We start from the raw sequence: 11,594 nt of genomic DNA, 5'->3' as shown, positions 1-11,594 counted from the left end.
GGTTGTTAGATCAGGGGTAGGATGTCGCAGGGGGAAAAGCGTTCGACCCGATTGCGCCCCAGCTTCTTGGCGCGATAGAGCATCAAGTCGGCGCAGTGCACCAGCTCGCCCAGGCCTTGTCCAGGCTGCCACTGCGCCACGCCGAAGCTGCCGGTAACGCCGATGGTTCCGGTCAGCGGTTCGGCGGCGAGCAGGCCGCGAAGCTTTTCCGCGATCAGGCAGGCCTGATCGAGCTCGGTGTGCGGCATGAGGATGATGAATTCCTCACCCCCCCAGCGGCACAGGCTGTCGGAGTCGCGCAGGTGGGTCCTGATCCGTTGCGCCACGCCAGTGAGGACGCAGTCGCCGACGTCGTGGCCATACTGGTCGTTGACCGACTTGAAGCGGTCAATATCGAGAAACACCAAGGTCAGGGGAAAACCATAGCGCTCGGCTCGCTTGATTTCGTTGTGCGCCAGCTCCTCAATCTTCAGGCGGGTCCACTGTCCGGTCAGGCGGTCGGTGTTGGCCAGGCGTTCCAGTTGCAGGTTGCTGCTGCGCAATTCCTGTTCGGCCTGTTGCCGGCGCCTGACCTCCAGGCGCAGCTTCTGCGTCAGGCGGGCGAAGCGCAACGCCACGGCACCCACCAGCAACAGGGCCAGCAATGCCCCGCCAAGTACCTGATAGAGCAGGCTGTGGTCGGTTGCCACCTTGTGCTTGTAGATAAAGCCGTCCAGTTCTATCGGTCCCTCGGCCATGCCCAGATCCAGGTAGCTTTGTGCAATGGCTTGCCAGCGTCCCGGGTTCATGTGTCCCAGTTGCACCAGCTCGGGCATGATCAGCTTTTTCAGTTGCTCGGCTTCGAAACGCAAATGTTCCAGGCTCTTGTCGGGGGCATAGCGCTGATGAATCAGTTGCACGCTTTCCTCGAGGTTTTCCAGGGCGTATTGCCAGCCGCGCAGACTGGCCTGGATAAAGGCCTCGACCTGCACCGGGCGTTGCTGCAACAGGGCTTCGCGAGTGGTGAGCACGTCATTGTAGAAATTGACCCCATATTCGCGCGGGTTGATCAGCCGGTAAGGCACCTTCTGCTGTTGCAGCCAGAACGGTTCGTTGGAAATGTAACCGTCGTAGGCGTCGGTCTTGCCGTCGATCAGGTCTTGCGGGTTGAAACTGGTCTGTTGCAGCTGCAGCTGGTTGCGATCGACCCCTTCGCGGGCCAGGGTTATAAGCAGTTCGGCGCTTTCCGGCGCTGGCATCAGCATCACGCGCTTGCCGGCCAGATCCTGTGGTGTGTAGATGTCCGAGTCGGCGCGCACGATCCACGCGATGGGCGAGCTCTGCATGATGGCCGCCAGCGCCACCAGCGGTTTGCCCTGCATGCGCGCGATGACCAGGCCGCTGTTGGCGATGGCAAAATCGGTACCACCTGCGAGCAGGAGGTCTATCGGATTTGCTGTGCCGGGCCCGCCCGGGTGGATATCCACCTCAAGCCCGGCTTGCGCATAGAAGCCTTTTTCCAGGGCCATGTAATAGCCGGCGAACTGGAACTGAGGCAACCAGCGCAGTTGAAGGCGCATTTTCTCCGCGGCCGTGGCTTCGCTCAGGCCCAGCAACTGCATCAGCAGCAGGGCGAGAGCTAGGCGTAGCCAAGAGGTGCTCCGCTTACCGGGTGGTGTTTGAACGGGTAAGTGCATGGCGTCCTGCCGCTGACTCAACGAATATATGGCCTGGCAAAACCATCAACAGCGGATGCAGTCACGGTAACGGCCCTAGCTGTCAGTCGTGACCCCACTCTCGTCGGTTATCGGTGTCGCTGGTTATGCGTGAAGACGATGGCGATCTGGCATGAGTATAGTGAGTTCGTGCATATGGCAAGGCCATGGCCGTGGATCGGCATGCTCGGAGGCAGGCTGCAGCTGCCAAACGGCGGCCAATAGCGTTGCTATCGCTGCTCTGGCGCTTTACCAGGCGGCAGTGGAAGTTTCGGCCGGAGCCTGTGCCGGCCTGGGGTTCTGTTCTGCGATGTCGGCAGCGCCGGTATCGCCGAGGACGAAGATGTCGAAACGCTCGAGACCGCCGATGGCGGCTATCGACTCGTCGGTGTGTGCAACCAAGCGAAAACAGTGGCACGTCCTCGTGCAGCCAGGATGGTTTTTGATCATTCGCATCGCGATTCAGGGTATGGAAGACCACCACGCAGACACCTGGCAGAAAACCTTACCCCTCAAGGCCAAGGAACATTTCATCTGTGACTTCGCAATGCAGAGGATTGCGCGGGCGGGCGATTCACCGACATCAGCGCTGTAAATAGTCACAGACAGGCCAAGCGGCAGGCTCTAGATTCGACTGCGCAGGCGCCCGGCAGTCACTGTCAGGCACGCTCGTGCACTCGCGCTGAATCGCGCTCATAACAATAACCAGAGATGATTCCATGCAGCAGTCCCAACAAGCGGCGAACGCCTGGCGCATTCTGTTCCTGCTCTTTCTCGCCAACTTGTTCAACTTCTTCGACCGTACCATCCCGGCCATCATCATCGAGCCGATTCGCCTGGAGTGGGGCCTTAGCGACTTTCAGATAGGCTTGATTGGTACCGCCTTCACCATCGTCTATGCCATAGCCGGCGTGCCGTTGGGACGCATGGCCGACACCGGCGCGCGGCGCAAGATCATGGGCTGGGGCCTGGTGGCATGGAGCAGCTTGACCGCAGTCAACGGCCTGGCCTGGAACTTCTGGAGCTTCCTGTTGGTACGCATGGGCATCGGCATCGGCGAAGCCAGCTATGCGCCGGCGGCCAACTCGTTGATCGGTGACCTGTTCCCGCCGCACAAGCGTGCTCGGGCGATGGGCATCTTCATGCTCGGCTTGCCGCTGGGGCTGTTGCTGGCGTTCTTCACCATCGGCGCCATGGTCGAGGCCTTCGACAGCTGGCGCGCGCCCTTCCTCATCGCTGCCGTGCCGGGGATGATCCTCGCGCTGTTCATGTTCTGCATCAAGGAGCCCAAGCGCGGTGCGGCGGAAGCCGTCCAGGTGGCGACCAGCGCGGTGGACAAGCCGCTGCGCAAGGTGCTGGCGATCCGTACCTTCTGGTGGTTGGTGCTCGCCGGCCTGGCCTTCAACTTCGCCAGCTACGCCTGCAACTCCTTCATGGTGCCGATGCTGCAGCGGTATTTCCTCTTGCCGTTGGGGCAGGCGGCCGTGGCCACCGGGGTGATCGTCGGCGTGACCGGCTTGTTTGGCCTGACGCTGGGCGGCTGGATGGCCGATCGGATCCATCAGCACTCGGCAACCGGGCGCCTGCTGTTCGCCGCCGTGAGCATGCTCATCGCCGCCGGAGCCACCAGCTATGCACTGTTGGCCGGGCGCATCGAGGTCGGCGTATTCGTTGCAGTCTTCAGCGTCGGCTGGTTGTTCGCTTACAACTTCTACACCTGCGTCTACACGGCACTTCAGGATGTGGTCGAGCCGCGCTTGCGGGCCACCGCCATGGCGCTGTTTTTCGCCGGTCTGTACCTGCTCGGTGGTGGTCTCGGCCCCATTGGGGTGGGCCTGCTGTCCGATCATTTCGCCCAGGCGGCGATGCTCGCCGCTGGGGTCAGCGAGATGAGCGAAGCCTTCAAGGCGGAGGGCCTGCATGATGCGATGCTGCTGATCCCGGTGGCGCTGTTTCTCACCATGTTGGCGCTGCTGCAGGCCTCGCGCTGTTTTGTCGCCGACTCCACGCGGATGCACGCCGCTATGGCCGAGCCCGAGCCCGAGCCGCTGCCGGCCTGAGGGGCGGCCAGGCTGGGTCGGGCCAATCGCTTCGATCCAGCAATAGCTTCGCTGCTCGACGCGTGCCCAAGCTCAGCCTAGGGACGATGCGCCAATAACAAGGCCCGCAAGTGCGGGCCTTGTTGTTTCAGGTGCTCACGTCAGCCTGCTACCAGGACCCGAATCGCTTCCAGGCGCAATGCGGCTTTGTCGAACAAGGCGAGGCTTTGTTCGCGCTGCCGCCGCAGGGCGGTGAGTTCGCTGTCGCGTACGCTCGGGTTGACCGCTTGCAGGGCCGTCAGGCGCGCCAACTCCTCTTCGGTGTCGGCGGCCAGGCGCCGTTTGGCCTCGGCCACCCGCTCGATGTGGCGTGGCGCGACCTTGTCTTCGCCGGCATTGATCAGCGGGTTGAGGGTGTCGCGCTGGGCCTGGACGAACTTGTTGGCGCTGGCGCGCGGCACGCTTTCCAGCTGGTCGTTGAGGGTTTCGAACGCCACCTTGTGCGCCAGGTCGTTGCCGCTGCTGTCGAGCAGGCAGCGCAGCGCCGCCGGCGGCAGGTAGCGGCCCAGCTGCAGGGCGCGCGGGGCCACGACTTCGCTGACATACAGCAGTTCGAGCAGCACGGTGCCGGGTTTCAGCGCCTTGTTCTTGATCAGCGCCACCCCCGTGTTGCCCATCGAGCCGGCACGCACCAGGTCCATGCCACCTTGCACCATCGGGTGCTCCCAGGTGAGGAACTGCATGTCCTCGCGGGCCAGGGCCAGGTCGCGGTCGTAGGTGATGGTCACGCCTTCGTCGTCGCCGAGCGGGAAGCTGGCATCCAGCATCTTCTCGCTGGGGCGCAGGATCAGGGCGTTGTCGGAATGGTCTTCACTGTCGATGCCGAAGGCGTCGAACAGTTGCTCCATGTAGATCGGCAGGGCGAACTGGTCATCCTGTTCGATAATTGCCTCGACCAGGGCTTCGCCTTCGCCGGCGCCACCGGAGTTGAGTTCCAACAGGCGGTCGCGGCCGGCATGCAGCTCGCCTTCCAGGCGCAGGCGCTCGGCCTTGGCCTCGTCGACCAGAGCCAGCCAGTCGTCCCCGTCGCCGCTTTCCAGCAGCGGCAGCAGGCGGCTGCCGAACTGGTGCTGCAGGGCATTGCCGGTCGGGCAGGTGGCGAGGAAGGCATTCAGCGCCTGGTGATACCACTGGAACAGGCGCTCTTGCGGGCTGTTTTCCAGATAAGGCACATGCAGCTGGATGCGGTGCTTCTGGCCGATCCGGTCGAGGCGGCCGATGCGCTGCTCGAGCAGATCCGGGTGGGCCGGCAGATCGAACAGCACCAGATGGTGAGCAAACTGGAAGTTGCGACCTTCGCTGCCGATTTCCGAGCAGATCAGCACCTGGGCGCCGAATTCTTCGTCAGCGAAGTAGGCGGCGGCGCGATCACGCTCGAGAATATTCATGCCTTCATGGAACACGGTGGCGGCAATGCCCTTGCGCACGCGCAGGGCATCTTCCAGATCCATGGCGGTTTCGGCGTGGGCACAGATCACCAGTACCTTGACCCGCTTGAGCATTTTCAGGGTGTCGATCAGCCATTCGACGCGCGGATCGAAATGCCACCAGCGCTGCTCCTCGTCGATCTCGGCCTGGGCCTGGTAGCTGACTTCCGGGTACAGGTCCGGGTGCTCGCCGATCGGCAGCTCCATATACAGGTCCGGACTTGGCAGCGGGTAGGCATGCAGCTCGCGTTCGGGGAAGCCCTGCACGGCGGCGCGGGTGTTGCGAAACAGCAGGCGGCCGGTGCCGTGACGGTCGAGCAGCTCGCGCACCAGACGTGCCGAGGCTTCTTTATCGCCGGCATTGACCGCGGCGAGCAGTTCTTCGCCCTCGGCACCGAGAAAGTCATGGATGGTCTGGTGCGCGGTGGCCGACAGGCGGCCCTGGTCGAGCAACTCCTGTACGGCTTCGGCAACCGGACGGTAGTTGGCGCTTTCGGCGCGGAAGGCGGCAAGGTCATGAAACCGGTTGGGGTCGAGCAGGCGCAGGCGGGCGAAGTGGCTGTCCTGGCCGAGCTGTTCCGGGGTGGCGGTGAGCAGCAGCACGCCGGGAATCACCTGCGCAAGCTGTTCGACCAGGGTGTATTCCACGCTGGCGTGCTCCGGGTGCCAGACCAGGTGGTGGGCCTCGTCGACCACCAGCAGATCCCAGTCGGCCGCGAATAGGGCGTCCTGGGCACGCTCGTCTTCGCGCAGCCATTCCAGGGCAACCAGGGCCAACTGGCAGTCTTCGAAGGGGTTGCTGGCATCGCTCTCGATAAAGCGCTCGGCGTCGAACAGCGCCACATCCAGGTTGAAGCGCCGGCGCATTTCCACCAGCCATTGGTGCTGGAGGTTTTCCGGTACCAGGATCAGCACGCGATTGGCGCGGCCCGAGAGCAACTGGCGATGGATCACCAGGCCGGCTTCGATGGTCTTGCCCAGGCCCACTTCGTCGGCCAGCAATACCCGCGGGGCGATGCGGTCGGCGACTTCGCGGGCGATGTGCAACTGGTGCGCGATCGGTTGCGCACGCACGCCGCCCAGGCCCCAGAGCGAGGATTGCAATTGCTTGCTGGTGAACGCGAGGGTGCGGTAGCGCAGGGCGAACCAGGGCAGGGGGTCGATCTGCCCGGCGAACAGGCGGTCGCTGGCCAGGCGGAACTGGATGAAGTTGGACAGCTGGGTTTCCGGCAGGGTAATGCTCTGGCTCTGCCCGTTGAGACCGTGGTAGACCAGCAGGCCGTCGAGGTCTTCGACTTCCTGTACGGTCAGCTTCCAGCCTTCGAAATGGGTGATTTCGTCGCCCGGGGAGAAGCGCACGCGGGTCAGCGGCGCATTGTTCGCAGCATACTGGCGGGTTTCGCCAGTGGCCGGGTAGAGTACGGTGAGCATCCGGCCGTCCTGCATGAGGACGGTGCCCAAGCCCAACTCCGCTTCGCTGTCACTGATCCAGCGTTGCCCCGGTTCATACTGCGCCATGCCTGTCTCCCGCGTGAAAAAGCCGACTATGGTAACGGAACGCCAAGCCTAGGCCAAAGGCGCAATGCTGCTTAACCGGCACTTATTAGGCGTTACTTGAGTCGAAAGTGTAGCGAGGCCGGGCTCAAGTTGGTGTTGGAGTGGCCGACAGCCTGACCAAAGGAGGACTGAATAAAGTGCTACCGCCCATTCCGCACAGCCTGGCGCCCGTCACTGTCCAGCAGGACGTGATCAAGCCCAGGCCCGATATCGTGCCGGTAACGCCCGTGGCAGCAACCGCCAAGGAAAGTGCTGTGGGTCTGGATAAGCGTCATCCGCAGGAAGCCGAGGAGTTGCTGCGTGAAGAGCAGCGCCGGCGCCAGCGTCATGGTTACACCCCCGAGGAGCTGGCCGCCGGCGAGGTGGCCGAGGCCGACGCGGCAGTCATCGACGAACTGCCCCGGCAGGGCCTGTGGGTGGATGTGGAAGTCTGAGGCGCGCACACTGGTGCCCACGATTATTACGTCCGTATGCCTGTGAACCTATTCAACGACAGTGTCCTGCAACTGGCCAACGCCGAGCTGGATTTCAAGCCGCACTGGCTGGAGCAGGCGACGGCAGATCGCTGGCTGGCACTGTTGCTCGAGCAAACGCCCTGGCAGCAGCCAGAGGTGCGGCTTTATGGTCGGCAGTACCCGGTGCCGCGCCTGGTCGCCTGGTACGGCGATGCCGAAGCCAGTTATCGTTATTCCGGTCTGATCCATCGGCCGCTGCCCTGGACGCCGCTGCTCGCAGAGATTCGCGCCCGGGTGGTGGCGACGCTGGGGCAGCCGCTCAATGGTGTATTGCTCAACTATTACCGCGACGGCCAGGACTCCATGGGCTGGCACAGCGACGACGAGGCCGAGCTGGGCGCCAATCCGCTGGTCGCCTCGCTCAACCTGGGTGCGACCCGGCGTTTCGATCTGCGGCGCAAAGGCCAGAGTCGTATCGAGCACTCCCTCGCGCTCGATCATGGTTCGCTGCTGGTCATGAGCGGGCCAACCCAGCATTATTGGCAGCACCAAGTGGCGAAGACGCGCATCCCATGTGCGCCGCGCCTGAATCTGACATTTCGTTTAATCCGGTCGCCAGCATGAGCAACGATGACAAGCTGATTGATTTCAGCGCCGAGCGCGGCAAGCGCATCCACGACCTGCACGACAAGAAGCTCGACGAGATGCGCCAGGCGTTCGAGCAGGCGCTGCCCTTGCCCAAGGGCAAGAAGAGCAGCAAGGGCAAGTCGAAAAAGCGCTAGCCAGGCGGTTGTGAACCTATGGCGCGCCGTCGCGAGGCGCTGCGACAGCCCAGCGGATTCTCGCCGTGCCCTTAAACCACAGGCTGCACTGCCGGCGGCGAGTGACAGCCTGCGGATCCGGCTCGTTCGAGGTAAACGCAGCCGGCGAGCCTTGTTGCACAGGCTCTTCGTGCACGCCATACACGTGATATCGCCTGGCGCAGCGCCGCTTCTTTTCCCCCGTTCGGGGGCCGATTCGTTGACCTGGATCAGTGTCTGCTGCCATGCGCAGCCGGCCTCTGCGCCTCCTTGACTTGGATCAATGAACAGCCGCGCAGTCCTGATAACGTGCAGCCATCCCCAACGGCCCAAGAGGGCTACCGCAGGAGGCAGCCATGTTTATCGATGTCGTAGTTCTCGCCGGAATCGGCACCGTCGGTCTGATGGTCGCTTTCTTCGCCGGTGTTGGTTATTTCATCTGGAAGGACTCGCACAAGCGCAAGACGCCGTAAGTTCTCCAGTTACACGAGCACGCAAGGCAATTCGGGTGACTTCGGTCGCCCTTTTTTTTGCGCACGATTTGTTCCTGGGTTGATCCGGGGGGCAGCAATCTCAGTGCTCAATCCAGGTGTTTGCTCACCCGGGTTACGGCCACGCTCAGCATCAGCACGGTGAATACCAGCAGGGCCAGGATCTCCGGCCAGAGATCGATCAGCCCGGCGCTGCGCAGCATGATCCCGCGCGCCAGGCGCAGGAAGTGGGTGAGCGGCAGCAGTTCGGCAATCCACTGGGCGGCCTTGGGCATGCCGGCGAAGGGGAACATGAAGCCCGACAGCAGAATCTGCGGCAGGAAGGTGAAGAAGGCGATCTGCATGGCCTGGAACTGGGTCCGGGCCAGGGTCGAGATGAACACCCCGAGGGCCAGGCTGGCGACGATGAATAGCAGGGAGGCGCCATAGAGTTCCAGCAACGAACCGCGGATCGGCACCTCGAACAGCAGGCGGCCGGTGAGCAGGATCACCGTCACCTGGATCAGGCCGATACCGACGAAGGGCAGAACCTTGCCGAGGGTCAGTTCCCAGGGCGACAGTGGCGTGGTGATCAGCATTTCCATATTGCCGCGTTCGCGTTCGCGCACCAGGGCGATGGCGGTGAACAGCACCATGGTCATGGTCAGGATCACCCCAATCAGCCCTGGCACCGTATTGAGCGCCGCTAGACGCTCGGGGTTGTAGAAGTTGACCAGCTCGACCCCTTGGCGACTTGCCCAGCCCGGCAGCGGATAGCTCGCCAGCTGGCGCGCCGAGGCCTGCACGCTCTGGTCCGATCCATCCACTATCAGTTGTAGCGGCAGGCGTCCCTGCGGGGTATTTCCCTGGCGTTCCAGGCGTGCCTCGAAATCCCTGGGGATGACCAGGGCGGCGCTGATCTTGCCCTGGCGCAGCAGGCTATCCATCTGCTGTGGGTTGCTCAGCTGGTAGCGCAGATTGAGGATCTGGCTGGAGCCGATTTCCGCCACCACCTCGCGCGAGCGTGCGGTGTTGGCCTGATCGAGCACGGCGGCGTCGATGCCGCGCACGTCCATGTTGATGGCATAGCCGAACAGCACCAGTTGCAGCAGCGGAATGCCGACGATCATGGCGAAGGTCAGGCGGTCGCGGCGCAGCTGACGCAGCTCCTTGACGATGACCGCCGTCAGGCGCCGCAGGTTCATTGCCGGGCCTGCACGGGCTGGCGGGTGACGCTGACGAATACGTCTTCCAGGTTGGCTTCCGTGCTGCTGATAGTTGCCTCGATGTGGGCATCGCGCAGGCGCTGCTCGATGTGCTCGCGAGCGTCTTCGCGGGCGACCAGGACCCGCAGGGCGATGCCAATCTGCGCCATTGCCAGCACACCGCTGCAGTCGTGCAGTGCCTGCTTGGCCTGGCGCGGCTGTGCGCACTCGATCAGCAGTGGGTGCCCGGGCAGGGCATCGAGCAACTCGCGTGGACTGCCGTCGGCGACCAGGCGGCCGTCATCGAGGATGCCCAGGCGGGTGCAGCGTTCGGCTTCATCCATGTAGTGGGTGGACACCAGCAGGGTGGTGCCGGCGTCGGCCAGCTCGAACAGCGACTCCCAGAACTCCCGGCGCGATTGCGGATCGACCGCGCTGGTGGGTTCATCGAGCAGCAACAGGTCGGGTTTGTGCAAGACCGCGCCGGCCAGCGCCAGGCGCTGTCGCTGTCCGCCGCTGAGGGTGCCCGCCATCTGCTGACGCTGGTTGCCCAGCCAGTAGCGCTCAAGCAGCTCGGCGATACGCTTGCGCGCTGCGCCCTTGTCCAGCCCCTGTACGGTGGCGAGGAAATCCAGGTTCTCGATCACGCTGAGGTCTTCGTAGAGGGAGAACTTCTGAGTCATGTAGCCGATGCGTCGCTTGAGCGCCTCGGCATCCCGGGGGATCTGGTAGCCGAGCACCTCGATCTCCCCCGCACTGGGCAGCAGCAGGCCGCAGAGCATGCGGATGGTGGTCGATTTGCCGGAGCCGTTGGGGCCGAGGAAGCCGAACACCTCGGCGCGGCGCACGCACAGGTTGAGGTCGTCGACTGCGGTCAGTTGGCCGAAACGCTTGGTCAGGCCGCTGGCCTGAATCACCAGGTCAGTGCTGGGCATTGGCGTTGCGCTCGGCGCTTAGCGGGAGCCCGGCCGGCAGCTGGCGGGCGGTGTCGCCCTGCAGGCGCAGCTCGGCGCGATACATCAGGCGGCTGGCATCATCGCCGCTGAGGGCGAAATAGGGGGTGAAGCTGGCTTCGCTGCGGATGCTGCTGAGGGTGGCGGCGAAAGGCTGGGCGACGCCCTGGACTGTCACACGCATGCTGTCGCCCAGGGCGAAGTGGCTGCGCTGGCTGGCGGGGATGTAGATCCGTGCGTAAGGCGCCTCGCCGACCAGCAGGCTGGCCACTTCGGCGCCGACCGGCGGTTGGTCGCCGGGCTTGAAGGGCAGGGCGTCGACCCGTCCGGCGCGCGGGGCCCGCACGCTCAGGTGCTCGCGGTCGACCTGCAGACGGGCCAGGTTGGCGCGCACGGCCTCCAGGCCGGCGGCGGCCTGTTGCAGTTGTTCCGGGCGGGTGCCGTGGGTCAGCTCGCGCAGCTGGGCGTCGGCATTGCGGGTGGCGGCCCTGGCCTGATCGCGGCTGGCGCGGGCGCGATCCAGTTCGGCAATGGCCAGCTGGCGATGCTGGTAGAGGGTGTCGAAGCGCTGGAAATTGCGCTCGGCGTCGATTTGCTCGGCGCGGTTGCGGGCCAGGATGGCCTGGGCGGCCTCGATGGTTTCCAGGCGCGCGCCGTTGCTCAGCTCGCTCAGGCGCGCTTCGGCCTGCGCGACCTCGGCCTGGGCCTGGGCAATGCGTGCGTCCTGGCGGCGCGGATCGAGCTCCAGCAGCAGTTGCCCGGCCTCGACCCGGTCGCCCTCGGCGACCTGCCAGCTGAGGATGGTTTCCGAGGTTTCCGCCGGCAGGCCGATGCGATCCCACTCCAGGGTGCCGAGCAGGGCTTCCTCGCCTGCAGGTTCGCAGCCGCTAAGCAGCGCGAGCAGGATCAGGCCGGGTAGCAGATGTTTACTCAT

Annotated in this window: 12 protein-coding genes; 6 read left to right on the top strand and 6 right to left on the bottom strand. The window is 64.2% G+C overall.

Features of this window, described 5'->3' with window-relative positions; all coding sequences use genetic code 11:
* Positions 1-5: 5 nt before the first annotated feature.
* Entirely contained in the window at positions 6-1,676 is a 1,671-nt protein-coding gene (locus LJY18_RS11600; RefSeq protein ID WP_238041973.1) for a GGDEF domain-containing protein, read from the bottom strand.
* Positions 1,677-1,943: 267 nt separating this feature from the next.
* Positions 1,944-2,096 (bottom strand): hypothetical protein, encoded by a 153-nt coding sequence (locus tag LJY18_RS11595; protein ID WP_238041972.1) that lies wholly within the window; start codon positions 2,094-2,096, stop codon positions 1,944-1,946.
* Between the two features lie 40 nt (positions 2,097-2,136).
* Here LJY18_RS11595 and LJY18_RS11590 point away from each other — a divergent pair, with 40 nt between their 5' ends.
* Both LJY18_RS11590 and LJY18_RS11585 read left to right on the top strand, forming a co-directional pair.
* On the top strand, positions 2,137-2,289 hold the full coding sequence (locus LJY18_RS11590; RefSeq protein WP_238041971.1) for a hypothetical protein: 153 nt from the start codon (positions 2,137-2,139) through the stop codon (positions 2,287-2,289).
* Positions 2,290-2,413: 124 nt separating this feature from the next.
* The gene (locus LJY18_RS11585; protein ID WP_238041970.1) at positions 2,414-3,754 is read left to right on the top strand and encodes a spinster family MFS transporter; all 1,341 of its coding nucleotides are present in this window, start codon (positions 2,414-2,416) and stop codon (positions 3,752-3,754) included.
* Positions 3,755-3,894: 140 nt separating this feature from the next.
* Here the strand turns inward: LJY18_RS11585 and rapA are convergent, their stop codons facing one another.
* Positions 3,895-6,738, bottom strand: a complete 2,844-nt coding sequence (rapA, locus tag LJY18_RS11580; RefSeq protein WP_238041969.1) for an RNA polymerase-associated protein RapA — start codon at positions 6,736-6,738, stop codon at positions 3,895-3,897.
* Between the two features lie 176 nt (positions 6,739-6,914).
* Here rapA and LJY18_RS11575 point away from each other — a divergent pair, with 176 nt between their 5' ends.
* The 4 genes from LJY18_RS11575 (at position 6,915) to ccoM (ending at position 8,505) form a co-directional block, all read left to right on the top strand.
* Entirely contained in the window at positions 6,915-7,211 is a 297-nt protein-coding gene (locus LJY18_RS11575) for an aspartate-semialdehyde dehydrogenase (protein WP_238041968.1), read from the top strand.
* Between the two features lie 42 nt (positions 7,212-7,253).
* Positions 7,254-7,856 carry an alpha-ketoglutarate-dependent dioxygenase AlkB family protein gene (locus LJY18_RS11570; RefSeq protein ID WP_442964491.1) on the top strand — a complete coding sequence of 201 codons (603 nt, stop codon included), beginning with the start codon at positions 7,254-7,256 and terminating at the stop codon, positions 7,854-7,856.
* Positions 7,853-8,014 (top strand): hypothetical protein, encoded by a 162-nt coding sequence (locus LJY18_RS11565; protein ID WP_238041966.1) that lies wholly within the window; start codon positions 7,853-7,855, stop codon positions 8,012-8,014. Before LJY18_RS11570 ends, LJY18_RS11565 begins: the two co-directional genes overlap by 4 nt.
* A 374-nt stretch (positions 8,015-8,388) precedes the next feature.
* Positions 8,389-8,505 carry a cytochrome c oxidase subunit CcoM gene (gene ccoM / locus LJY18_RS22570; RefSeq protein WP_300655501.1) on the top strand — a complete coding sequence of 39 codons (117 nt, stop codon included), beginning with the start codon at positions 8,389-8,391 and terminating at the stop codon, positions 8,503-8,505.
* 107 nt (positions 8,506-8,612) lie between these two features.
* On the opposite strand, the gene LJY18_RS11560 is transcribed toward ccoM, so the two are convergent.
* The 3 genes from LJY18_RS11560 to LJY18_RS11550 are packed head-to-tail and all read right to left on the bottom strand — an operon-like array spanning position 8,613 to position 11,594.
* Positions 8,613-9,707 carry an ABC transporter permease gene (locus LJY18_RS11560; protein WP_238041965.1) on the bottom strand — a complete coding sequence of 365 codons (1,095 nt, stop codon included), beginning with the start codon at positions 9,705-9,707 and terminating at the stop codon, positions 8,613-8,615.
* Positions 9,704-10,642, bottom strand: a complete 939-nt coding sequence (locus LJY18_RS11555) for an ABC transporter ATP-binding protein (protein WP_238041964.1) — start codon at positions 10,640-10,642, stop codon at positions 9,704-9,706. The genes LJY18_RS11560 and LJY18_RS11555 overlap by 4 nt, the downstream gene beginning before the upstream one ends.
* Positions 10,629-11,594, bottom strand: coding sequence for an HlyD family secretion protein (locus LJY18_RS11550; protein ID WP_238041963.1), 966 nt, complete (start codon positions 11,592-11,594; stop codon positions 10,629-10,631). Before LJY18_RS11550 ends, LJY18_RS11555 begins: the two co-directional genes overlap by 14 nt.

It is taken from the genome of Pseudomonas sp. MMS21 TM103 (genome assembly GCF_022132145.1).
Classification (GTDB): domain Bacteria; phylum Pseudomonadota; class Gammaproteobacteria; order Pseudomonadales; family Pseudomonadaceae; genus Aquipseudomonas.
This window is presented reverse-complemented; position numbering and strand designations above follow the sequence as displayed.

What these genes read in the sequence shown, in the direction of transcription:
- ccoM (WP_300655501.1), top strand. Translation starts at nt 8,389, where the DNA reads ATGTTTATCGATGTCGTAGTTCTCGCCGGAATCGGCACCGTCGGTCTG.
- LJY18_RS11560 (WP_238041965.1), bottom strand. Translation starts at nt 9,707, where the DNA reads ATGAACCTGCGGCGCCTGACGGCGGTCATCGTCAAGGAGCTGCGTCAG.
- LJY18_RS11555 (WP_238041964.1), bottom strand. Translation starts at nt 10,642, where the DNA reads ATGCCCAGCACTGACCTGGTGATTCAGGCCAGCGGCCTGACCAAGCGT.
- LJY18_RS11550 (WP_238041963.1), bottom strand. Translation starts at nt 11,594, where the DNA reads ATGAGTAAACATCTGCTACCCGGCCTGATCCTGCTCGCGCTGCTTAGC.
- LJY18_RS11565 (WP_238041966.1), top strand. Translation starts at nt 7,853, where the DNA reads ATGAGCAACGATGACAAGCTGATTGATTTCAGCGCCGAGCGCGGCAAG.
- rapA (WP_238041969.1), bottom strand. Translation starts at nt 6,738, where the DNA reads ATGGCGCAGTATGAACCGGGGCAACGCTGGATCAGTGACAGCGAAGCG.
- LJY18_RS11585 (WP_238041970.1), top strand. Translation starts at nt 2,414, where the DNA reads ATGCAGCAGTCCCAACAAGCGGCGAACGCCTGGCGCATTCTGTTCCTG.
- LJY18_RS11600 (WP_238041973.1), bottom strand. Translation starts at nt 1,676, where the DNA reads ATGCACTTACCCGTTCAAACACCACCCGGTAAGCGGAGCACCTCTTGG.